Genomic DNA, 23,461 nt, shown 5'->3' with positions numbered 1-23,461 from the left:
CCGTCAGTAATGCACCGGCGAGGGGAACGTGGCGGTCGGGCTGAACAGCGCCGCGTACGCCTCCTCGTGGTGTCTGCGGTGTCGGCCCGCCCGGTTCGCCTCGGCGCTCTGGGTGGCCGACGGCGTCAGCATCCCGTTGTCGGCCAGGGCCTGGACACGTAGCAGCAACGCCCGGATGTCCAGGCCCAGTTCGCCCGCCACCGTCTGGAGGTCGAGGCCGGACTGCCAGCTCCAGAGCAGCACCGAGTCCATGCTGGCGGACCAGACCACCGGGTTGGTCTCGGCCTCGGACGCGTGGAGCACGGGGGAGGCGAAGTCCTGGTGCTGGGCCATCTCCTGGAGCGGGCCGCCGCTCTCGGTACGGGGGTGCGGCAGATGCACCTCCGCCGGAGCGGCCCGGGGGGTCTGCTGCTGGTACGCCTGCTCGGAGAAAGGTTCCTCCGACGGCTGCTGCACGGGCGGCGGCGTCGCGGCGGCCGTCTGCGCCTGTGCCTGCGTCTGTGCCTGTGGAATCGGCTGCGTGTGGGCCTGCGGGTAGCGGTCCAGCAGCTCCTCGGCGACGCTGCGCGCGTCGCTCTTGCCCACCGTGCGCCGTGCGATCCGCACCTCGCGCTCGTGCAGACCCATCAGATCCGCGACGGCCCCGTCGTTGCCGACGGTGACCGCGAACGCGGCGAGCGTACGGCTCCGCTCCGCCTGTGCCTCGTCCAGTACGGCCTGGGCCTGCCGCACCTGCTCGTCGCTGGCGCAGAAGGCCTCGGCGAGGACGCTGTTCCGATCCCAGAGTTCACGTGGTTCCACATGGCTATCAACGCGGCGGAAGCGGTTGAGGACGCAACTTTCCGCGAAGTACCACCAAATGGATCAAAAGTTCACTATCGTCCAAAAGAGTGACAGAGGTGATATCGGGCTGCTGCACCTAGGCGCGCCGTCGCAAAGCCTTGACTGCGCGCGCCGTGGCAGGCATCGACTACGCGCGCAGCCGCAGTACCGCCCGGCGCAGCCGCCTCGCGCGGCGCACCACGCGCTGCGCCGCCGCGTTCTGCGGGATACGGACGAGCTGGGGGCCGACCGCGCCCGGCAGCCCGAGCGTGGTCAGCCGGCGCCGCTTGAAGTACCGCAGCGTGTGCGGGTCCAGGCGTCCGGCGAGGAAGGTCTCCGTCGCCGCCCGCAGCTCCGGGTGCAACTGCGGCTGCATCACGAAACCGACGGCCGCGACCAGCTCGGCGGGGTGCGGCTCGGGCCGGTACGTACCGTCGTCGTCCAGCGGCGGGACGAGCGCGTCCACGAGCGTGACCGGTACGCGGTTGCTGTTCTGGTACGGGGTGAGCCGGTCGAGCAGCATGTCCGTGCCGGTGCGGGCCACCGGGATGCCGAAGAACGCCGACGCCGTGAACAGCGCCGTCGAGAAACAGCCCACGACCAGGGCCGGCTTCAGCCGCCGGTACAGCACCTCGGCGAGTACCGGGCTGTCCAGCACGGTCAGCCGGGCGCCGAGCCTCGCCGCCTCCTCCTCCAGCCGCCGCGACCAGACGGCCGGAGCGGTGGGGTGCGGTTTGAACACCACCTGCGTATGGCCGAGTTCGACCACGCCCCGCAGCATCCGCAGGTGCAGCTCCTCCTCCTCGCGCTCGGTGATGAGACCGAGCGTGGAGAGGTACTGCCCGAGCAGCAGCGCGGGCGGTACGTCGGGCGCCTCGAAGTCCGCCGCGCTGTGGGCGAGTTGGTCGAGTACCCGCAGGAAGTCCGCCGTCGGCACCGTCTCGGACGGGACCCCGAACTCGGTGAGCAGCAGCGGCACCAGACCCGGTACGAGATCGAGGTGCAGCAGCCGGCGGATGCGCGCGCCGACCTGGAGGTCGAGCCGGTTGCGGGTGGGGCCGTAGCTCATCAGTCCGTCCGCGTACACCTCGATCCGGGCGGCCGTGAAGATCTCCGCGAGCGTGAGCGCGGGGCTGACCTGGATCGATTCGAGGACCAGCTCGACCGCGTCGTCGCCCAGGCCCCAGGCGAGCCGCAGATGGCGCTCCCAGATCGGCAGATCGTCCTCCCGGGGCACCCAGCCGCCGGGATGGAACGGCGCGATGGTCTCGTTCCACGACAGCACGTCGTCGAAGCGGTGGCGCAGCCCCTCGAACCCGGGCATCTCATGGACGGCCGGGGTCAGTTCGGGCGTACCGGCGTTGTTGCTCACGACCAGGACGGTCCGGTCGACGGCCGGAAACAGCCCGGCGTCGAGCGCGGCGGCCAGGGTGGCGGCGCCGTACAGGGTGGAGGCGTAGAAGACACGCGTCGTACGGGCGGGGGAGAGGGTGCTCATCAGGCCGCCGCCTTCCCGGTCGTGCCCTGGCGCCTGCGCAGCCTGCGCAGTTGGGTCGAACGGTCCAGGTCCATCGAGTTCAGCGCTTCTCTCAGTACGTCCTGCGGCAGCCGTTTCATGGCGGCTGCGCTCATGGTGCGCAATTTCCGTGCCACGGCCGGTTCGAATCGTTCCTTCGCCCCCAAGTGGTGCGAAATGATGGCCAGATATGTTCGTACGGCCTTCAGCAGAAAACGCTCGCCCTCGGGGTCCGCCGCCGTTTCCTCGATCACCTGGTCGAACGCGCGGATGAAGTCCAGCTGACGTACGTCGCCGATCTGCGTCAGCGACGAGGCGACGCCGCGCCGGTAGAAGATCCCCAGCAGCCCCACGGCCGCGAAGGACTCCGCCTCGCGGTGCAGCCGCCAGATCCACGGCCGGTCCTCGGCGGTCCGCAGCCCGTCCGTGAAGTGCAGCAGGCCCCGGTCGGCGAGCCGCCGGTGGTAGATGCCGGCCCAGGCGTACGCGTAATCCACCGACGTGGTCCTGTCGGCCGGCAGGATCGTCCCGCGGGGCTTCAGGACCTCGCCGCGGGGGCCCACCGGGACCCGGTGCACCGTGCGGGCCCGGCCGGTGAACTGGACATGGTCGGTACGGACGAAGTCGCAGCCCAGGCCCTCGATGGTGGCCAGCAGAGTCTCGTAGTAGCCCGGCACCGCCCAGTCGTCGCCGTCGAGATAGGTGATGTACTCACCGCGCGCCGCGTCGAGACCGGTGTTGCGCGCGGTGGCCAGTCCGCCGTTCTTCTCGTGTCTCAGCAGGACCGCGCCGGGCAGTTCGCGCTCGGCCCGCCGCAGAAGGTCCAGGGTGCCGTCGGTCGAACAGTCGTCGACGAGCAGGAACTCGAAATCCTCCCTGGTGTTCGCGGCGAGGCTTCGAAGGGTTTCGGGGACGTATGTCTGCACGTTGTAGAACGGCACGACGACAGAGAGCTTGACCACCTCCGTGACGCTAGGCGGCGGCCCGGCATTCGTTCCGACATCCGCGCGGATGCGAGGTGAACGACGGATGGCCGAATGGTTAACCCGGTCCGTTCCTGGGCCATTTCGCTCGCTGTCGACCCGCTGTTAACCCTTTATTGCTGTTGCGTTGGGCCGCCAATCGGAATGCCTTCCTAACGTCCAACACGTGCCATCACGTACCAGCAAAGCGGTCCGGGTCGCCGTGCTCGCCGACTCCGACACACGGTGGAAGTGGGGCGCGCTGACCGCGCGCCGCATCGCACCCGACGACCGCGACATCGAGCTCAGCGGCTTCCTGCTGCGCGGACGAGCGACCCCCACCGCCCGTCAGCTGGAGGAGGTGGGGGCCGAGGCCGACGCGCTGCGCGAGATGACCGGGACGGAGTTCCTGGACGTCCTGCGCGAGGAGACGTACGACGTCGTCGTCCTCGCCCTGGTCGGCGGCGCCGTCCAGGCGATGCTGCACGGCATATCCGCGCTGGACCTGCCCGACCGGCCGGCCCTCGTCACCGGCTACGTCGGCGTCGTCTACGAGAAGCTGTCCGACGGACTCCTGCTGCGCCACGGCGCGGACATCGTCCTCGCCAACTCCCGCCACGACGCCCAGCGTTTCCGCGCGGTGTACGAGGGCGTGGGCGCCGGGTCCGACTCCGTGACCGAGGCCGCGCTGCCCTTCCTCGGCGGCGCCCGGTACACCCCCGAGGAGGGCAGGGACACGGTCGTCTTCGCGGCCCAGCCGTCCGTCCCGCTGACCCGCGCCGACCGCGCGTACCTGCTGCGACGGCTGGTCGAGCACGCGAGACTGCACCCGCGCCGCGAGGTCCTGCTCAAGCTGCGCAGCCGCGTGGGGGAGCAGACCACGCACGTCGAGGAGTTCCCGTACCAGCGCCTCGCCGAGAAGGTCCCCGGCGGCCTGCCGCCCAACTTCCGCCTGGTGTACGGGAACATGGGCGAGGTCCTGGACGGCACCGACCTGCTCGTCACCGTCTCCTCCACGGCCGCGCTGGAGTCCCTGCACCGCCGGATCCCCACCGCGATCCTCACCGACCTCGGCATCCGCGAACCGCTCGGCAACCACCACTTCATCGGCTCCGGCTGCCTCGCCTCCTGGGACCAGCTCGACGGCGGGCAGCGGCCGAGGGCCGACGCCGTCTGGGCGGACCGGCAGGGCGTCGCCGCCGACGGCAGCTACGCCTCCGCGTTCGACTCGGCCCGCGAGCGCGTCGCGAAGCTGCTCGCCGACGGCCAACTGCCGCCGATCACTCCGTACTACACGGCGACCACCGCGCCCGGCTATCTGCCGGGCCTGCTCGCCCGCTACCACCTGGCGCCCGACGGCCACCCGCTGACGGCGTCCAACCGCACCGCGGCGGCCGGCACGACCGGCGTCCGCCGTGTCGTCCGCGACACCGTCCGCGCGGCCGCGCGCGGCGCCTACCGCCACGGCGTCCAGCGCGTGGCCCCGGTCATCCGCCGGATGGGCGACCTGTGACGGGGCCCGTGCCGGGCACGAGCGCGGCGAGCGACGAGTCGGCGACCGGCGTCCCCGCCGCCGCGGCGGCAGCGGGTGGCGAGCCCGCGGGCTCCGCGCCCGGGCCGCACGACGCGCGCGCGGCCGGGCCCGCCGCGGGCGACGTGCCCTCGTCGGCGGCCGACGGATCGGTGCCCGCCGACCGCGCGCCGCACGGCGCGACCTCTGTACCCAACCCCGGCCCTCGCGTACGCCGTCGGCCCCTCCCGGCCGACGTACTCGCCGGTTACGGGTGGTCCGGCTGGGCCGAGCACACGCCGCCCGGCGCGGCGGCCGGTCACCCGGCGCGGCAACAGCACGCAGTGAACCAAGGAGACCCGTCCATGACCGTCCTCGCCGTGATCCCCGCCCGCGGTGGATCCAAGGGCGTCCCCGCCAAGAACCTCGCCCAGGTCGGCGGTGTCCCGCTCGTCGTACGCGCCGTGCTGGCCTGCCGGGCCGCCCGGCAGGTGACCGACGTCGTCGTCTCCACGGACGACGCGGCCATCGCCGACGCCGCCCGCGCCGCCGGCGCCGAGGTCGTCCTGCGCCCGGCCGCCATCGCGGGCGACACCGCGACCAGCGAGGCCGCCGTCCTGCACGCGATGGACGCGTACGGCGCGACGCGCGGCGCCGCGCACCACACCGACGTGGTCCTGCTCGTGCAGTGCACCAGCCCCTTCATCACCCCCGGCGACCTCGACGGCGTCGTGTCCGCCGTCACCGACGGCGGCGCCGACAGCGCGCTGACCGTCGCGCCGACCCACGGCTTCATCTGGCGCTCCGAGAGCGACGGCTTCGGCGTCAACCACGACAAGTCGAACCGACCCCGCAGGCAGGACCGCCCCCAGGAGTTCCTGGAGACCGGCGCCGCCTACGCGATGCGCGCCGACGGCTTCCGCGAGGCCGGACACCGATTCTTCGGGCGCACCGAACTGGTGAGCACCGACCCCGAGCGCGTGCTGGAGATCGACGACCCGCACGACCTGGAGCGGGCCCGCGCCCTCGCGCCGCTCCTGGACACCCCCGCGCTCCCCGGCCGCGCCGACATCGACGCGGTCGTCCTGGACTTCGACGGCACCCAGACCGACGACCGGGTGCTCGTCGACTCGGAGGGCCGCGAGACCGTCGCCGTACACCGCGGTGACGGCCTCGGCATCGCCGCCCTCCGCCGCGCCGGCCTGGAACTGCTCATCCTCTCCACCGAGCAGAACCCGGTCGTCGCCGCACGCGCCCGCAAGCTGCGCGTGCCGGTGCTCCACGGCATCGACCGCAAGGACCTCGCACTGAAGCAGTGGTGCGACGAGCACGGAGTCACACCCGAGCGGGTGCTGTACGTCGGCAACGACGTCAACGACCTTCCGTGCTTCGCGCTCGCGGGCTGGCCGGTGGCCGTCGCGAGCGCACACGACGCGGTACGCGCGGCGGCGCGCGCCGTCACGACGACCCCCGGCGGCGCCGGGGCGATCCGCGAGATCGCCACCTGGCTCCTCGGTCCAGGTCTGGACGTCAACACCCCCGCGAATCCCCACGACAGCGCCCCCACTGATATCTCGACCAGCTAAGGACCCCCTGATGAGCACCAACTCCCGCCTGCGCACGCTCGGTACCCGCACCGCCGGACCCGGCCGCCCCGTCTACGTGACCGGTGAGATCGGCATCAACCACAACGGCGACATCGACAACGCGCTCGCGCTGATCGACGCCGCCGCCGAGGCCGGCTGCGACGCCGTCAAGTTCCAGAAGCGCACCCCGGAGATCTGCACCCCGCGCGACCAGTGGGACATCGAGCGGGACACCCCCTGGGGCCGTATGACGTACATCGACTACCGCCACCGCGTGGAGTTCGGCGAGGCCGAGTACGCCACGATCGACGCGCACTGCAAGAAGCGCGGCATCGACTGGTTCGCCTCCCCGTGGGACACCGAGGCCGTCGCGTTCCTGGAGAAGTTCGACGTGCCCGCCCACAAGGTGGCCTCCGCGTCCCTCACCGACGACGAGCTGCTGCGCGCCCTGCGCGCCACCGGCCGTACCGTCATCCTCTCCACGGGCATGTCGACGCCGAAGCAGATCCGCCACGCGGTCGAGGTGCTGGGCAGCGAGAACATCCTTCTCTGCCACGCCACTTCGACGTACCCGGCCAAGGCCGAGGAGCTGAACCTGCGGGTCATCAACACCCTCCAGGCCGAGTTCCCGAACGTGCCGATCGGCTACAGCGGCCACGAGACCGGTCTCCAGACCACCCTCGCCGCCGTCGCCCTCGGCGCCGCCTTCGTCGAGCGTCACATCACCCTCGACCGCGCCATGTGGGGCTCCGACCAGGCCGCCTCCGTCGAGCCGCAGGGCCTCACCCGCCTCGTGCGCGACATCCGCACCATCGAGGCGTCCCTCGGTGACGGCGTCAAGAAGGTGTACGAGTCGGAGCTGGGCCCGATGAAGAAGCTCCGCCGTGTCACCGGTGTCGTCGCCGAAGCCGCGGACGGCGCACAGCCCGTGGCGGTCTGACAGCCATGAGCCGTCCCTCCGGGGTACGCACCCCGTCCCCTCGCGCCATCGCATTCGTGGAGAGCCCGGTCCAACTCCTGAACGTGCTGGAGTGGGCACGGGCGAGCGTGACCGGTGCGGAACTCACCGTGGTCGTCCTGTCGCCCACCGACCCCATGTCACGCGGCCAGCTCCGGCGGATGGCCGAGCTGGCCCGCGACGCGGGCTTCGCCGTGCGCTGGCAGGAGGCCCGCGGCGGCGCGAGCGCGCCGCTGCGGACGATACGGGAGCTGGCTCCGCTGCTGCGCAAGGCGGAGCGGATCGTCATCGGCGACCCGTTCTCCCGCTACGTACAGCTGCTGCTGACCCTCGTCAGCAGCAAGGAGCTGACCGTCGTGGACGACGGGACGGCGACGATGGAGTTCATCGCGCAACTCGTGCACGGTGAACCGCTGGTGCGCTGGCACCGGCGCGGCGGCAGGCGCGGGCCGCGCGAGCTGGTGCTCGCGCCGGTCTCCGCCGTCGCGCGGCGCCGGCTCACGCCCTCGCGCACCCGCAGCGTCGAGGTCTTCACCTCGATGCCCGTGGAGGCACCGCCGGGCATCACGGTCACGGCCAACACGTTCGAGTGGACCAAGGCCACCTTCGGGCCGCCCCGGATCTCCAAGGGCGCCGACATGGTCGGCACCTCGCTCGTCGAGACGGGCGTGGTCGACCTGGAGCAGTATGTGAAGGCGGTCGGCTCGCTCGCCCGCGGCCACGGCGCGACGCGGTACTTCGCGCACCGCAGGGAGAGCGTGGAGAAACTGCACCGGCTCGCCACGGAGACGGGCCTGGAGATCGTACGGCCCGACCTGCCGCTGGAGCTGATCGCCCGGCGCGGCCCGATCGGGTCGACCGTCCTCAGCTTCCCGTCGACGGTCGTGCACACCCTGCCGCTCGCGCTCGCCGGTACGGGCGTGCGGGTGGCCGTGTGGGACATCGCACCGGAGTGGCTGAAGGACAACGCCTCGCCGCGCGCGCACGGCTTCCTGTCCGGTGTCACCGGGACGGCCAGGGACGTACACAGGCTGCCGAGGCTGTCCGCCCCCGCGTGAGGCGGCGGGCAGCCGCAGCCCGGAATCGGCGGGTGGCCGGAATCGGCCAGTGGGACGTCACGTTCCGTCGTCGTCCCACGACGGAGGGGCGAGCTTACCCACGCCGCCGAGCGGCTATTCGCTCACCGCCCGGTTTTCTTACGCCTTTCGGGCTGAAGTTTTGTTGATCGTCGGGCAGTTGCCCCCTCCGGGGGCCTACCCTTCAACAGGTGAACCAGTTGATGTCCCGCGAGTCCGAAGCCGACCTCTCCGGTGAGCCCAGCGCGGCAGCGCTGCCCGGCACGCTGCCCGAAACGCTGCGTACCGAGCTGATCGCCTTCCGCAGAGACATGCACATGCATCCGGAGCTGGGCAACCAGGAGTTCCGTACCACCGCCGCGCTCAAGCACCGCCTGGAGGCGGCCGGCCTCGCGCCGCGGGTACTCAACACCGGCACCGGACTCTTCTGCGACATCGGCGTTCCCGAGGGGGCCGCGCCCGGCCGCCCCATGCTCGCCCTGCGCGCGGACATCGACGCCCTGCCCATCCCGGACACCAAAACCGGTGTGGCCTACCGCTCCACCGTGCCCGACCGGGCGCACGCCTGCGGCCACGACGTCCACACCACCGCCGTCCTCGGCGCCGGCCTGGTCCTGGCCGGACTCGCCCGTGAGGGCCTGCTGCCCCACCCGGTCCGGCTGATCTTCCAGCCCGCCGAGGAGGTGCTGCCCGGCGGCGCGCTCGACGCGATCGAGTCCGGTGTCCTGGAGGGCGTCGGCCGGATCATCGCGGTCCACTGCGACCCGCGCGTGGACGTCGGCACCATCGGCCTGCGCACCGGCCCGATCACCTCCGCCTGCGACCGGCTGGAGGTCTCCCTCGACGGCCCCGGCGGCCACACCGCCCGCCCGCACCTGACCACCGACCTGGTCACCGCCGCCGCGAAGGTCGCCACCGAGGTGCCCGCGCTGCTGGCCCGCCGCGTCGACGCCCGGTCCGGACTCGCGCTCACCTGGGGCCGTATCGCCGCCGGCCACGCCTGCAACGTCATCCCGCAGCACGCCGAACTGTCCGGCACCGTCCGCTGCCTGGACCTGAAGTCCTGGCGCGAGGCGCCGGACCTGGTGCACGCCGCGATCGACGAGATCTCCGCGCTCTACCACGCCAAGTCCCAGATCAACTATGTGCGCGGGGTGCCGCCGGTCGTCAACGACCTGGTGGTGGCCGAGCTGCTGCGCGACGCGCAGACCGCGCGCCGCGGCGCCCAGTCGATCGAGGACACCGAGCAGAGCCTCGGCGGCGAGGACTTCTCCTGGTACCTGGAGCAGGTCCCCGGCGCGATGGCGCGGCTGGGCGTACGGACTCCGGGGGACACCTCGCGGCGCGATCTGCACCGGGGGGACTTCGACGCGGACGAACGGGCGATTCAGGTCGGTGTGGAGCTTTTCACCGCCGCCGCGCTGATCGACGGCGACCGTTCGTAACCGGCCGTGCCCTTTCTCGTAATCAGACGTGGCGGGTCCTGTTCGCGACGATCCGATAACAGCTTCCGTACGGGTCTTTAACTGACATCTACGCGCGTTACGATCGCCGCGAAACCAGCGCCGGAAGAGGCGCCCTAGGTCGCTTTTGAAGGAGCCTCCCTTGCGCCGGATCACCAGGATCGCAACCGTAGGCGTCGCATCCGCGGCGCTTGCGCTCACCGCCACCGCGTGTGGCAACACCTCCTCCTCGGACGCCGCGTCCGACTCGAAGGAGAAGAGCGTCGCCATCGCGTACGACATCGGTGGCCGCGGTGACCAGTCCTTCAACGACGCCGCGTACGCGGGTCTGGTGAAGGCCGAGAAGGACCTCAAGGTCAAGGGCAACGACGCCGAGCCGTCCGACGGCGAGGCCGACGCGGACAAGATCCAGCGCCTGACCGAGCTGGCCCGCTCGGGCAACAACCCGGTGATCGGTGTGGGCTTCGCCTACGCGCCGGCCATCAAGAAGGTCGCCCCGAAGTTCCCCAAGACGACCTTCGGCATCATCGACGACTCGTCGGTGACCGGTAAGAACATCGCCAACATGGTCTTCAACGAGGAGCAGGGCTCCTACCTCGCCGGTGTCGCCGCGGCCAAGACCACCAAGTCCAAGACCGTCGGTTTCATCGGTGGCGTCGAGACCCCGCTGATCAAGAAGTTCGAGGCGGGCTACGCCCAGGGCGTCAAGGACACCGACCCGTCGGTGAAGGTGCTCTCGCAGTATCTGACCCAGCCGCCGAACTTCGAGGGCTTCTCCAAGCCCGACCTGGGCAAGGCCGCCGCCCAGGGCCAGCTCGACAAGAAGGCCGACGTGATCTACGCGGCGGCCGGTCTGGCCGGCTCCGGCTCGATCGAGGCGGTCTCGGCCGCGGGCGCCGGAAAGTGGAGCATCGGCGTCGACTCCGACCAGTACCAGCAGGCCGGTCTCGCCCAGTACAAGGACAGCATCCTGACCTCGGCCACCAAGGATGTCTCCGACGCGGTGTACAACCTGATCAAGTCGGTCGCCGACGGCAAGCCGCAGAACGGTGAGATCCGGTACGGCCTGGACAAGGAAGGTGTCGGCCTCACCGACACCAACCCGGCCTACGTCAAGATGACCGACGTGACCGCCGCCGTGGACAAGGCCAAGCAGGAGATCATCGACGGCAAGATCACCGTCAAGACCGCTCCGTAGCACCGCGGGCCCGGAGCGGCGGCGCGAGCCGCCGCTACGGGCTCCGGTCACCGGAACCGGCCCCCTTCTCCGCAAGATCTACGCTCACGATTCGGCAGCGCTACGCGTGTAGACGCCCCTCCGGCGCGATAGCTTCACCCCCGCCCTGCCCTCCGCCCCGCCTCCGGTCCTGTCCGGCCAAGGAGAGTGCGTCATCAACGCGTCCAGCAGTCCGCCCGCCGTAGAACTGCACGGCATCACCAAGCGGTTCCCCGGCGTCGTCGCCAACCACGACATCGGCATCACCATCACCAAGGGCACCGTGCACGCCCTCGTGGGCGAGAACGGTGCCGGCAAGTCGACCCTGATGAAGATCCTCTACGGCATGCAGAAGCCGGACGAGGGGACCATCACCGTCGACGGCGACCAGGTCACCTTCAACAGCCCGGCCGACGCCATCGCGCGCGGCATCGGCATGGTGCACCAGCACTTCATGCTGGCCGACAATCTGACCGTCCTGGAGAACGTCGTCCTCGGGGGCGAGAAGCTGTACGGGATCGGGCAGGGGGCGCGGAACAAGATCAACGAGATCTCGGAGGCGTACGGCCTCGGAGTCCGCCCCGACGTCTACGTCGAAGACCTCGGTGTCGCCGACCGCCAGCGCGTGGAGATCCTCAAGGTCCTCTACCGAGGCGCCCGCATCCTCATCCTCGACGAGCCCACCGCGGTCCTCGTCCCGCAGGAGGTCGACGCCCTCTTCGACAACCTGCGGGAACTCAAGGCCGAGGGCCTCACCGTCATCTTCATCTCGCACAAGCTGGGTGAGGTGCTGTCCGTCGCCGACGACATCACCGTCATCCGGCGCGGTACGACCGTGGGCACGGCCGACCCCGCCAACACCAGCACCAAACAGCTCGCCGAACTGATGGTCGGCAGCGAACTCCCCTCGCCCCAGACCCGCGAGTCGACCGTCACCGACGTGCCGGTTCTTGACGTCGCGGACCTGAGGCTGACCGCCACCGACTCCGACGGCGTCGTACGCGAGGTCCTCTCCGAGATCGGCTTCACCATCCACCGCGGCGAGGTCCTGGGCATCGCGGGCGTCGAGGGCAACGGCCAGACCGAGCTGATCGAGACGCTGATGGGTCTGCGCGACCCGGACGGCGGCGTGGTCACCCTCGACACCGCCGACATCTCGCACGCGCCCACCCGTGAGCGCCGCGAGAGCGGCATCGGCTACATCCCCGAGGACCGGCACCGGCACGGACTGCTGCTGGAGTCGCCGCTGTGGGAGAACCGCATCCTCGGCCATGTCACCGAGCGCCCCAACAGCAGGCGCGGACTCCTCGACCCCAAGGCCGCCCGCGCCGACACCCGGCGCATCGTGGTCGAGTACGACGTCCGTACGCCCGGCATCGACGTCACGGCCTCGTCCCTCTCCGGCGGCAACCAGCAGAAGCTGATCGTCGGCCGCGAGATGAGCCACCTCCCGAAGCTGCTGATCGCCGCCCACCCCACACGCGGCGTCGACGTCGGCGCGCAGGCCCAGATCTGGGACCAGATCAAGGCCGCGCGCAGCGACGGGCTCGCGGTGCTGCTGATCTCCGCCGACCTGGACGAGCTGATCGGGCTCTCCGACACCCTGCGCGTGATGTACCGCGGCAGACTCGTCGCCGACGCGGATCCCGCCACCATCACCCCGGAGGAGCTGGGCACCGCCATGACCGGCGCCGCCACCGGCCATCTTGAGGCAGCCCCGGAGGACGAGGCCCGATGAAGAAGTTCGACAAGGACCGGCTGATCCTGGGCCTGGCCGGCCCGGTGCTCGCCCTGGTCGTCGCCATCGTCCTCACCACGGTGGTGCTGCTCGCCTCGGGCACCAACCCGTGGGAGCCGTACCGGATCATGTTCGAGTCGGCGAGCTACGTCGACGTACAGGTCCTGATCGTCAACCAGGCCGGTACGTACTATCTCGCCGCACTCGCCGTCGCCGTCGGCTTCCGGATGAACCTCTTCAACATCGGGGTCGACGGCCAGTACCGCCTCGCCGCGATGATGGCGGCGCTCGTCGGTGCCAGCGTGAATCTGCCCGGACCGTTCCAGATCGCCCTCATCGTCATCACGGCGATGCTCGTCGGCGCCCTCTGGTCCGGCATCGCGGGCATCCTCAAGACCACACGCGGGGTGAGCGAGGTCGTCTCCACGATCATGCTCAACTCGATCGCCACCAGCCTCGTCGCCTGGCTGATCCTGCCGAAGAACTTCGGTGAGCAGCCCCCCGGCTCCAACAACCTGACGACCGGTGAGATCCCGGAGTCCGGCTGGTTCCCCGGGCTGTCCATGGGCGCCGAGGCCGGTGAGATCTACGGCTTCACCTTCGTCGCCGCGCTCTGCGGTGTCATCTACTGGTTCGTCCTCGGCCGCACCCGCTTCGGCTTCGACCTGCGCGCCACCGGCGCGAGCGAGAGCGCCGCGCAGGCGTCCGGAGTCGACGCCAAGAAGATGATCCTCACCTCGATGCTGATCTCCGGCGCGGTCGCCGGCCTGGTCGGTATGCCGACCCTGCTGGGCGACAGCCACACCTACAGCCTCGACTTCCCGACCGGCCTCGGCTTCACCGGTATCACGATCGCGCTGCTGGGCCGCAACCATCCGCTCGGCATCGCGTTCAGCGCGCTGCTGATCGCCTTCCTCGACAAGTCGTCCGCCTCCCTCGACCAGTTCGGGTACGAGAAGGAGATCGCGACGATCATGCAGGGCCTGATCGTGATCTCGGTCGTGGTCAGTTACGAACTGGTCCGCCGCTACGGGCTCCGCCGCCAACAGCGGAAGGTCGGCGAAGAACTCGCGGCCGGCGGCGCGATCCAGACCGACGCCGATGCCGATTCCACGAGTGCCAAGGGGGCTGCCCTGTGAGTACCAGCACCGTTACCGCAGCCAGTGCGGCTCCCAAGAAGGGCGGCGGCCGGCGCAAGCTCACCCTGCCCGTCATTCTGCTGATCATCGCCGGCGGACTGGCCCTGATCTCGCTGGTCCGGCTGATCAGCGGCGCCGAGGACATCACCTCCGTAGGACAGGTCGCCGGCGCGCTCGAACTCGCCGTACCCATCGGTCTCGCCGGACTCGGCGGCCTGTGGGCCGAACGGGCCGGCGTCATCAACATCGGACTCGAAGGGATGATGGTCCTCGGCACCTGGTTCGGCGCCTGGGCCGGATTCCAGTGGGGCCCCTGGGTCGGTGTCCTGTTCGGCATACTGGGCGGGGCGCTCGGCGGCCTGCTGCACGCGATCGTCACCGTCACCTTCGGCGTCAACCACATCGTCTCCGGTGTGGCCATCAACATCCTCGCCGTCGGCGTCACCCGCTACCTCTCCAACTTCACCTTCGCCAACGAACCGGGCGGCTCCTCCAAGCAGTCCCCACGCATCGACTCGATCACCGAGATCACCATTCCAGGACTCGCGGACGGGCTGGCGGATCTCCAACAGAAACACTGGTTCCTGATCTCCGACATCGCCGGAGTGCTCGGCGGTCTGGTGACGGGCCTGTCCCTGCTGACGGTCGTCGCCCTGCTGCTGATCCCGGGCACCTGGTGGGTGCTGTGGCGTACGTCCTTCGGACTGCGGCTGCGCTCCTGCGGCGAGAACCCGATCGCCGCCGAGACGCTCGGCGTGAACGTCTACAAGTACAAGTACATCGCCGTCACCGTCTCCGGCGGACTCGCGGGACTCGGCGGCGCCTTCCTGGCCATCGTCGCCACCGGCATCTACCAGGAGAACCAGACCGGCGGCCGCGGCTACATCGGACTCGCCGCGATGATCTTCGGCAACTGGATGCCCGGCGGCATGGCGATGGGCGCCGGCCTGTTCGGCTTCACCGACAGCCTCAAGCTGCGCGGCGGCGCCGAGAACGTGCACGCGATGCTGCTTCTGCTGGCGATCCTGCTGGTGCTCGTCGTGGGCTGGCAGCTCTACAAGCGCAAGTACCTCACCGCCGCGATCTCGGCGGCCGTCTCCGCGCTGCTGTTCACCTGGTACGCCCTGACGGACCAGGTCCCCAGCCAGTTCGTGGACGCCGCCCCGTACGTGACGACGCTGCTCGTCCTCGCACTGTCCGCGCAACGGCTACGGATGCCCAAGGCGAACGGCATGACCTACCGAAGAGGCCAGGGCACATGACGGACCTCGACGCCGGAGGCGGCGACTTCGACTGGGAGACCCTGCGCTCGGCGGCCCGGGACGCCATGTCCCGTGCGTACGCGCCGTATTCGGGGTACCCGGTCGGCGCCGCCGCCCTGGCGGACGACGGCCGCACCGTCACCGGCTGCAACGTGGAGAACGCCTCGTACGGCCTCGGCCTGTGCGCCGAGTGCGGGCTCGTCTCCGCGCTGCACGCCACGGGCGGCGGCCGGCTCACGCACTTCACCTGCGTGGACGGCGCGGGCGTGCTCCTGGTGCCGTGCGGCCGGTGCCGTCAGCTGCTGTACGAGTTCGGCGGCCCCGGACTGCTTCTCGACACCCCGGCGGGGGTTCTCCCGCTCTCCGAGATGCTGCCCCAGGCCTTCGGCCCGCAGCACCTCGCGTAGCACGTAACACCCACTCGCACGGCTGTAAGGAACCCCATGGACGTCATCTCCGTCATCCGCACCAAGCGGGACCGCGGTGAGCTGAGCCCCGAGCAGATCGACTGGGTCATCGACGCCTACACGCGCGGTGACGTCGCCGACGAGCAGATGTCGGCCCTCGCCATGGCGATCCTGCTGAACGGCATGAACCGCACGGAGATCGCCCGCTGGACCGCCGCCATGATCGCCTCCGGCGAGCGCATGGACTTCTCGTCGCTCTCCCGCCCCACCGCCGACAAGCACTCCACGGGCGGCGTCGGCGACAAGATCACGCTGCCGCTCGCCCCGCTGGTCGCCGCGTGCGGCGCGGCCGTACCGCAGCTCAGCGGGCGCGGCCTGGGCCACACCGGCGGCACCCTCGACAAGCTGGAGTCCATCCCCGGCTGGCGCGCCCGGATCTCCAACGCGCAGATGCTGGACGTCCTGGAGTCCACCGGCGCCGTGATCTGCGCCGCCGGTGACGGGCTGGCCCCGGCCGACAAGAAGCTGTACGCGCTCCGCGACGTCACCGGCACCGTCGAGGCGATCCCGCTGATCGCCTCCTCGATCATGTCCAAGAAGATCGCCGAGGGCACCGGCTCACTGGTCCTGGACGTCAAGGTCGGCTCCGGCGCGTTCATGAAGACCGTCGAGGACGCGCGCGAACTGGCCGCCACGATGGTCGGCCTCGGCACCGACCACGGTGTACGCACGGTGGCGCTCCTCACCGACATGGCCACCCCGCTCGGTCTCACCGCGGGCAACGCCCTGGAGGTACGTGAGTCGGTCGAGGTCCTCGCGGGCGGCGGCCCGGCCGACGTGGTCGAGCTGACGCTGGCCCTGGCCCGCGAGATGCTCGACGCGGCGGGTCTGCCGGACACCGACCCGGCCAAGGCCCTGGCCGACGGCTCGGCCATGGACGTCTGGCGCCGGATGATCGCGGCCCAGGGCGGCGACCCGGACGCGGCGCTCCCGGTGGCGCGCGAGCGCCAGGTGATCACCGCGCCGTCCTCCGGGGTGCTGACCCGGCTCGACGCGTACGACGTCGGCGTCGCCGCGTGGCGCCTGGGCGCGGGCCGCGCCCGCAAGGAGGACGTGGTGCAGGCGGGCGCGGGCGTCGAGCTGCACGCCAAGCCGGGGGACACCGTCACGGCGGGGCAGCCGCTGCTCACGCTGCACACCGACACCCCTTCGAAGTTCGACTACGCGCTGGAGTCGCTGACGGGGGCGTACGACATCGCGCCGGCCGGGACGGCGTTCACGGCGCCCCCGATCGTCCTGGACCGCATCGGCTGACGGACCGGCCACCGAACGGACGGTCACCGAACGGACGGCCACCGACGGACCGTGTCCGGGGGACCCCGATGAGTTCCGGCGGGCGCGCCGGTCTCAATGGGTGTGGAAGCCACCAAGACGATCCTCCTCGCCCTGCGCGGACCGATCACCGCGGCCGATGTCCCCCAGCTCTGCGACCAGTTGGCCGCACGGCTGAGAGACAGCGACGCCACCGACGCGGTCTGCGACGTCGGCGCACTCGGCCGGCCGACCGTGGCCACCGTGAACGCCCTCGCCAGACTGCAACTCGTCGCCCGCAGGCGCGGCTGCCGGATCCGGCTGCGGGGCGCGGGGCCCGAGCTGCTCCTGTTGCTGGACCTCGTCGGCCTGACGGACATCGTCCGGCCCGACGAGGCCCACGGCGGCCCGGTCGACACGGGCCCCGACCCTCCTACGCGTCCTTCTCCAGGCGGGCCGGGAGGTCGAACAGCGGGAACCACCGTTCCGTGTCGAGGAACGAGGTGATGCCCGTGACCTTGCCCTCCTCGATCTCGATGACCATGAGCGCCCACGGCACATACCCGTCGCCGTCCGGGCTCGGGTGGTAGTGCGCGAACGCGGGCGTGCCGTTGGCGACCGTCGGCACCAGCCGGGAACCGCGGCAGACCTCGCCGACACCGAGCATCCAGCCCACGATGTCGTCGTGCCCGCGCAGCCACAGGTCGTACGGGGGCATGGAGAGCGTCGCGTCCTCATGGAGGAGCGCGGTCAGCGCCTTCATGTCATAGCCCTCGAACGCGGCCACATACCGCTCCAGGAGCGCTTTCTGCTCCTCGTCGAGCGGGTCCGACGCGTCGGTCGAAGCCGGTTCCGACTCGGCGATCGTCGCGCGGGCCCGCTGGAGCGCGCTGTTGACCGACGCGACCGTCGTCTCCAGCAGCTCGGCGACCTCGCTCGCCTTCCACGCCAGCACCTCGCGCAGGATCAGCACCGCGCGCTGCTTCGGCGGCAGATGCTGGAGCGCGGCGACGAAGGCGAGCCGGATCGTCTCCCGCTCCACCGCCGTCTCCGCCGGGTCGACCACCGAGGGCAGTACGCGGCCGTCGGGGACCGGCTCCAGCCAGGTGACCTCCGGACGTGAGTTCAGCTTCGCCTGCGACACCGGGGTCGCCTCCGTGAGATCCATCGGCCTGGCCCGTCGATTGCCCGCGTTCAGCATGTCGAGGCACACGTTCGTCGCGATGCGGTAGAGCCACGAGCGCAGCGACGACCGGCCCTCGAACTTCTCGAAGCTCCGCCAGGCCCGGACCATCGTGTCCTGCACGGCGTCCTCGGCCTCGAAGGCGGAGCCCAGCATCCGGTAGCAGTAGCCGGTCAGCTCCGTCCTGTGTTTCTCCAGCCGGGAGTCAAGATCCTGCGTCGTAGCTGTATCACTCATCGATGGTCACCCCAGTAGCCCCCTTGGAACCCAGTCCTTCGGAAGCTACCGCAGCCCACTGACAATCGGTGCGCTCCGGGGAAAACTGCCTGGTCAACGACGCAGCGCTTCGACGGGCTGGACCCGGCTCGCCCGCCAGGCCGGGTAGAGACCGGCCAGCAGCCCGGTGACGAGGCCCACGCCGGGGGCGGAGGTCACGGTGCCCGGGTGGACGACCGGTGTCCAGTCCCGGAGAACGGCGACGAGGACGACGCCCAGCACCCCGAGCGCCGAGCCGACGAGCCCGCCCAGGGTCCCCAACACCGAGGACTCACAGAGGAACTGGACGCTGATGTGCCGCGCTCTCGCGCCGAGAGTCCGGCGCAGCCCTATCTCCCCGGTGCGCTCCATCACCGACACCAGTGTGGTGTTGGCGATGCCCACGGCACCGATCAGCAGGCAGACACCGGCGAGCAGCAGGAAGAGGTCGTCCAGGTCGTTCGTCACCTCGGTGCGCAGCGATCTCGGGTCCGGAGGCGGTACGGCCTCGAAGTAGTCGGGGTGGGCCGGGTCGAGAGCGAGTGGGATCTCCGACGCGACCTGTTTCGCGGCCCCGAGGTCGGTGGCGACGAGCATCTTCGCGTTGCCTCTGGGCGGACCCCAGATGTCGAGGGACGCCTTCGGGGGCACCACGACCGACAACAGCAGCTCCGGCTCACGCTGTACGTCGTCGATGATGCCCACGACGCTGAACGCCTCGTCGCCCAGGAAGACCGCCGGCCGGGTTTCGAGCGTGGTGATGCCCAGACGTGCCGCCGTCGCCGCCCCGAGTACCGCGACCCGCTGGCCCGTCGAGTCGTGCCAGTCGTCGAAGAGGCGCCCCTCCGCGACGGAGGGACGGGCCGCCTCCAGGACTCCCGGTGAGGCGGCGACCACCTGGATCCGTCCGCCGTTGTCCGCCGCGTGGACCGGTGCCGTACGGACGGTGTCCCGCGCGGGCAGTTGGACGGTCCAGTACACCCCCGCGTCCCGGACTCCGTTCAGCCCTTCGACGCGCCGGCCGGCGTCCGGCGGAAACGCGAGCTCCACGAACTCCGTTCTCTCGCGGGACACGTCCTCGACCGAGACCTCGGTCGCCATGAGCGAGTTGAACCGGCTGTCGATCTGCGACGACGCGGTCGCGGTGATGCCGAGCACGGCCACGAACGTGCCGACTCCCAGGACCGTTCCCACCGAGGTGAGAACGGAACGGGCGGGGCGCTGTGTGATGCCGGCCAGGCTCTCGCCCACCACATCGACGAAGGACAACCGTGAGGGCTCCACCACGCGGTCGGCGCGCCGGAACAGCCGGGCGCGCCGGAACAGCCGGGTGCGCCGGAACAGCCGTGCCGCGCGGGTCCGCCTCAGCATGCGACCGCCTGCTCGGTCATGCGCCCGTCCCGGATCTCCAGGGTGCGGCCGCCCCGCCGTGCGACCGCCGCGTCGTGCGTGATGACCACCAACGTCAGACCGGCCCCGTTCAGCTCGTCGAGGAGGGAGAGAATCGATGAAGCGGTGGCGGTGTCCAGATTCCCGGTCGGCTCGTCGCACAGCAGCAGGGACGGCTCGCCGACCAGTGCGCGCGCTATGGCCACGCGCTGTTTCTCCCCGCCGGACAGAGTGGTGGGCAGCGCGTCCATCCGATGTCCCAGGCCGACGCGGGCGAGCGCCTCCCGCGCGCTCGCCAACCGGTCCGCGCGCTTCTTCTTCCGGTAGACGAGCGCCAGCGCCACGTTCTCCACCGCCGTCCGGTAGTTCAGCAGGTGGAAGGATTGGAAGACGAAACCGATGCGCCGCCCGCGCAGGGCCGTACGGTCCACGTCACCGAGGGCGCCCGTGTCCAGTCCGTCGAGCAGATACGTACCGCACGTCCGCGTGTCCAGCAGACCCACCAGGTTGAGGAAGGTGGACTTTCCGGCGCCCGACGGACCGGTGACCGTCACGAAGTCGCCGCGGCGCACGGTGAGATCGCAAGGATGGAGGGCCTCGACCGGTGGCGGTCCGGGGTACGTGAGGCCGACGCCGCGCAGTTCGACCACCGGTGGTGGCGGGTGCTCACTCATCGATCACGCGTCCCCGGGTCGGCGGCGCCCCGGACTCCGACGACGACACGCCGGCCTTCGGCGAGACGCTGTCCCGGCGCCGGGCGCACCTCCACGTAACCGTCGCCCGATGTGCCGGTGGTCACCCGTACGCGTCGCTGACCTTCGCCGGGCGTGACCACGGTGACGGTGGTCCTGCCGTCCGCCCCCGCCGAGACGGCGGACACGGGCACGACCAGCGCCTTGCTTCCGGTGGACGCGGCCTCGATCGTCAGCCGGACGTCCTGTCCGGCGAAGTCGGAGCGCAGTGCCTTGGCGGGCTTCACGACGACCGGGTAGCCGCGCTCACCCGTGGCCGCGTCGGCGGCGCTGTCACCCGGGGCCTCCGTGCTCTCCGTCTCCATGACGTCCGCGACCGAGGCCACCGTCCCGGGCGCCACCGCACCGGTGGACTCGGACAGGATCTCGACCGGCTGCTCCGTCTGGACCAGGCCCTTCTGGTGCGGCTGGAGCACGCCGTTGACGACCAGTCGTCCCGCTGACACGACCATCGCCGTCCCGGCGGCCTTGGCCCCGACACGCGTGTTCACGCCGGCCACCCGGCCCGGAAAGCTCTTGAGGAAGACCAGTTCGGACGTGGGAACCATGGGGCCGGACAGAGTCTCGATCTCGTCGCGGCGCTCCTGGGCCTTGACGAGATCCTCCGTGGCCCGTGTGCGTCGCACGGAAGGGGCCGTGTCCGGCAGGTCTTCCAGCGCCCTGCGGGCCGCGGTCACCTCGTCGCCCGCCTGTTCCACGGTGAGTCCGCCGTCGGGCCGGGCCGCCAGGGGGGTGTGGCCGACGGATTCGTACAGCGCCGATACCGCCGTCTTGGTGCGCCGGCCGAAGTACCCCGCCTCGTCACCGGCCGTGCTGTGGCCCAAGGAGGCGAGCGCGGACTGGAGTTGGGCCACGTCGTCGCCCTTGCCGCCGGGCTTGAGGTCCCGGTACATGGGGAGTGAACCCGCCAGCGCGATGACGGGACGGCCCGACACCTCCAGCAGCACCTGCCCGGCCTTGACCGGCCGGCCCGCCTTCACCGGGAGCCGGGTGACGACCGCGGTCCCCTCCGGCCCGCCTTCGGCCGACACCTCGACCGACTGCTCGGCCGTGACCGTGCCGCGAAGGATCACGGAGTCCTTGAGGACCCGGTACTCCACCGGGGCGGTCAGCAGACTCGCCGGCGGCGGCGCCGCGTCGGCCACCGCCTGGGCGGGCGAGCGGATCGTCCCGGCGGCCAGGACTCCGGCCGCCGTCAGCAGCGCCGCCGCCGCGGCCGTACCCACCACCCATCTGCGCCTGCGGGTGAACACGGCACCCCGGGGCGCCGGTTCAGCGGCTGTTTCCGTCATTTCCCCACCCGTTCCGGCTGTTGGCGTCACTGTCCCGCGAGCCCCAGACGCAGTCCGTCACGCAGATCCGCCGGTGCCTGCGAGAGCAACGCCCCACGGCTCACGCACTGCTGTCGGACCGTGGCTTCCTGAGGATTCGCGGAACAGCCCGACTCCGTATATCCGCGGGACGCGTCCGCGGTCGCCCGCGAGACGCGGCGCAGGGTTCCGAACCCCTTGTCGCCGTCGATCTCGTCGAGAGCCGTCAGGGCGACGGAACCTATCGATCGCGCCGCTTCGAGACAGGTCTCGCTGAACAATTCGGCCGCGTTCGGCCGGCAGGGCGATGTCGTGCCCTCCCCGTACGCGGCGAGATGAACGTCGAGCTTCTCGCTCACGAGGTCCTTCACCCGTTCCGCCTCCACCTGACCGTCGTTCAGGCTCTCGGCGGGTGAAGGCGCCGCGGTATTCGGCGGGGTCCGGTCCGCGGCCCCGGCGGCGGGCCGGTCGCCGGGCTCGTCGGACTCGGTGCAGCCCGAGGTGAGCGAGAGACAGAGCGCCGCGGCGACAATCCACGCCGGCGCGGTCCGCCGGGGGGAGAGCTGACCGAATATGATGACTTTACCCATTCCTACCCTTACGACTTCGCTCTTACGACTTCGCTATTTCTTCCGAGGCTCTGCGCACGAGTGCGTCGAACGACGTCCCGTCCTGAGCCAGGACTTCCTCGTTGCGTGCGATGAGCGTCTCCTGGATCTCGGACTCGACGGCGAACCAGATCCCGACGAGATTCACCGAGTCCTTGCACTTCACATCCGCCTTGGCCGCGGACAGTTCGGCGGGTGAGGGGGCCTCGCCCGTGAGCCGGTCGAGTGCGTCCAGCGGGGTCTTGTAGGTGTGTCCGGCGCGTCCCATGCACGCGGACCACTCCTTGAGCGCCTTCTTCACCTGAGCGTTCTCCTGCGAACGCGCGAAACTGACGTTGTTGATCTTCTCAGCCATCCGCTGGCGGGGTTCGATCTTCAGCCGGCGCTGGGCCTCCCCCGAACACCCGCCGGCCGGAATCTCCTTGCCGGCCACCTTGTCACCCGGCCGGACACCGGTGGCGGGATCCTGATCGCCGATGAAGACCTTGTTCTCCGCCTCCGACATCGGCGGGATCCCGGGGGGCGGCTGCGGACCACGGAGACCGTCCCGCGGCAGGTGGAAGCCGTTCACCGCCGCGGACGAAGCGCTCGAAACCCCGTACCGGCGGGCCCTGTTCGCCCCGTTCTCCCCGGAGTCCAGCGTCTCCTGGCTGGGCGCGGGCGGCTCGTACCGGAATCCGAACCCGGCCATGCACTCCCTGATCAGCTCACCCGAGGCGGCGACGATCCGGGCGTCCTCGCCCACCTTCGGCAGGTACTTCTCTATCGGGAACACGGGAATGTCGGAGGCCGCGACCACCGCCGGATCCGCCACCGTCAGCCGGTCGGGAACCGCCAACGCCTCTTCTTCGGAACGCGGGCCGCCTCCGTCGTCCTCCGACGCCCCGCAGCCGGCCAGCAGCACCGCGCAGACGAGGGCGGAGGAAACACGCGTGAACTTGCTGTACTTCATGATCGGAACCCGACCTTTCCCAGGGTGTTCGGAATCGGCTCCGGCG

The 23,461-nt window shown here is 70.7% G+C and carries 21 protein-coding genes; 12 read left to right on the top strand and 9 right to left on the bottom strand.

All coding sequences use genetic code 11. The features are described 5' to 3' along the window. Positions 1-3 precede the first annotated feature (3 nt). The 3 genes from ACFUN8_RS07455 to ACFUN8_RS07445 form a co-directional block, all read right to left on the bottom strand. Positions 4-801 carry a hypothetical protein gene (locus tag ACFUN8_RS07455; RefSeq protein ID WP_383632877.1) on the bottom strand — a complete coding sequence of 266 codons (798 nt, stop codon included), beginning with the start codon at positions 799-801 and terminating at the stop codon, positions 4-6. A gap of 169 nt (positions 802-970) precedes the next feature. Next, positions 971-2,320 carry a polysialyltransferase family glycosyltransferase gene (locus ACFUN8_RS07450; protein WP_383632874.1) on the bottom strand — a complete coding sequence of 450 codons (1,350 nt, stop codon included), beginning with the start codon at positions 2,318-2,320 and terminating at the stop codon, positions 971-973. Then, positions 2,320-3,300, bottom strand: a complete 981-nt coding sequence (locus tag ACFUN8_RS07445) for a glycosyltransferase family 2 protein (protein ID WP_383632871.1) — start codon at positions 3,298-3,300, stop codon at positions 2,320-2,322. Before ACFUN8_RS07445 ends, ACFUN8_RS07450 begins: the two co-directional genes overlap by 1 nt. A gap of 187 nt (positions 3,301-3,487) precedes the next feature. Here ACFUN8_RS07445 and ACFUN8_RS07440 point away from each other — a divergent pair, with 187 nt between their 5' ends. From ACFUN8_RS07440 to ACFUN8_RS07385, 12 genes are all read left to right on the top strand, one after another. Next, a complete protein-coding gene (locus ACFUN8_RS07440; RefSeq protein WP_383632868.1) occupies positions 3,488-4,813 on the top strand; it encodes a DUF6716 putative glycosyltransferase in 1,326 nt (441 codons plus the stop codon). 362 nt (positions 4,814-5,175) lie between these two features. Continuing rightward, entirely contained in the window at positions 5,176-6,396 is a 1,221-nt protein-coding gene (locus ACFUN8_RS07435; protein ID WP_383633093.1) for a cytidylyltransferase domain-containing protein, read from the top strand. Between the two features lie 10 nt (positions 6,397-6,406). Beyond that, complete coding sequence (locus ACFUN8_RS07430) at positions 6,407-7,336, top strand: N-acetylneuraminate synthase family protein (protein ID WP_383632865.1); 930 nt, start codon at positions 6,407-6,409, stop codon at positions 7,334-7,336. A gap of 5 nt (positions 7,337-7,341) precedes the next feature. Further along, a complete protein-coding gene (locus ACFUN8_RS07425) occupies positions 7,342-8,412 on the top strand; it encodes a hypothetical protein (RefSeq protein WP_383632862.1) in 1,071 nt (356 codons plus the stop codon). A gap of 221 nt (positions 8,413-8,633) precedes the next feature. Further along, complete coding sequence (locus ACFUN8_RS07420; protein WP_383633090.1) at positions 8,634-9,875, top strand: amidohydrolase; 1,242 nt, start codon at positions 8,634-8,636, stop codon at positions 9,873-9,875. 160 nt (positions 9,876-10,035) lie between these two features. Then, positions 10,036-11,091 (top strand): BMP family protein, encoded by a 1,056-nt coding sequence (locus ACFUN8_RS07415; RefSeq protein WP_383632860.1) that lies wholly within the window; start codon positions 10,036-10,038, stop codon positions 11,089-11,091. A gap of 169 nt (positions 11,092-11,260) precedes the next feature. Further along, positions 11,261-12,847 (top strand): ABC transporter ATP-binding protein, encoded by a 1,587-nt coding sequence (locus ACFUN8_RS07410; protein ID WP_383633087.1) that lies wholly within the window; start codon positions 11,261-11,263, stop codon positions 12,845-12,847. Next, a complete protein-coding gene (locus ACFUN8_RS07405; protein WP_383632857.1) occupies positions 12,844-13,986 on the top strand; it encodes an ABC transporter permease in 1,143 nt (380 codons plus the stop codon). The genes ACFUN8_RS07410 and ACFUN8_RS07405 overlap by 4 nt, the downstream gene beginning before the upstream one ends. Further along, complete coding sequence (locus ACFUN8_RS07400; RefSeq protein ID WP_383632854.1) at positions 13,983-15,248, top strand: ABC transporter permease; 1,266 nt, start codon at positions 13,983-13,985, stop codon at positions 15,246-15,248. The genes ACFUN8_RS07405 and ACFUN8_RS07400 overlap by 4 nt, the downstream gene beginning before the upstream one ends. After that, on the top strand, positions 15,245-15,655 hold the full coding sequence (locus ACFUN8_RS07395; protein ID WP_383632851.1) for a cytidine deaminase: 411 nt from the start codon (positions 15,245-15,247) through the stop codon (positions 15,653-15,655). The genes ACFUN8_RS07400 and ACFUN8_RS07395 overlap by 4 nt, the downstream gene beginning before the upstream one ends. Positions 15,656-15,691: 36 nt before the next feature. Further along, entirely contained in the window at positions 15,692-16,969 is a 1,278-nt protein-coding gene (locus ACFUN8_RS07390; protein WP_383632848.1) for a thymidine phosphorylase, read from the top strand. Between the two features lie 102 nt (positions 16,970-17,071). Next, positions 17,072-17,473, top strand: a complete 402-nt coding sequence (locus ACFUN8_RS07385) for an STAS domain-containing protein (protein ID WP_383632845.1) — start codon at positions 17,072-17,074, stop codon at positions 17,471-17,473. Here ACFUN8_RS07385 and ACFUN8_RS07380 read toward each other — a convergent pair. The 6 genes from ACFUN8_RS07380 to ACFUN8_RS07355 form a co-directional block, all read right to left on the bottom strand. Continuing rightward, entirely contained in the window at positions 17,400-18,386 is a 987-nt protein-coding gene (locus ACFUN8_RS07380; RefSeq protein ID WP_382565145.1) for a sigma-70 family RNA polymerase sigma factor, read from the bottom strand. The two genes, ACFUN8_RS07385 and ACFUN8_RS07380, sit on opposite strands and share 74 nt — an antisense overlap. A gap of 93 nt (positions 18,387-18,479) precedes the next feature. After that, on the bottom strand, positions 18,480-19,775 hold the full coding sequence (locus tag ACFUN8_RS07375; RefSeq protein WP_383632842.1) for an ABC transporter permease: 1,296 nt from the start codon (positions 19,773-19,775) through the stop codon (positions 18,480-18,482). Beyond that, complete coding sequence (locus ACFUN8_RS07370; RefSeq protein WP_383632839.1) at positions 19,769-20,467, bottom strand: ABC transporter ATP-binding protein; 699 nt, start codon at positions 20,465-20,467, stop codon at positions 19,769-19,771. The genes ACFUN8_RS07375 and ACFUN8_RS07370 overlap by 7 nt, the downstream gene beginning before the upstream one ends. After that, a complete protein-coding gene (locus ACFUN8_RS07365) occupies positions 20,464-21,837 on the bottom strand; it encodes a peptidoglycan-binding protein (protein WP_383632836.1) in 1,374 nt (457 codons plus the stop codon). Before ACFUN8_RS07365 ends, ACFUN8_RS07370 begins: the two co-directional genes overlap by 4 nt. A gap of 26 nt (positions 21,838-21,863) precedes the next feature. Then, a complete protein-coding gene (locus ACFUN8_RS07360; RefSeq protein ID WP_383632833.1) occupies positions 21,864-22,445 on the bottom strand; it encodes a hypothetical protein in 582 nt (193 codons plus the stop codon). A gap of 22 nt (positions 22,446-22,467) precedes the next feature. Beyond that, positions 22,468-23,415, bottom strand: coding sequence for a hypothetical protein (locus ACFUN8_RS07355; RefSeq protein WP_383632830.1), 948 nt, complete (start codon positions 23,413-23,415; stop codon positions 22,468-22,470). Positions 23,416-23,461 lie beyond the last annotated feature (46 nt).

The organism is Streptomyces sp. NPDC057307 (genome assembly GCF_042667665.1).
Classification (GTDB): Bacteria; Actinomycetota; Actinomycetes; order Streptomycetales; family Streptomycetaceae; genus Streptomyces.
Note: the sequence above shows the minus strand (reverse complement) of the source record. Positions and strands in the feature narration are given on the sequence as shown.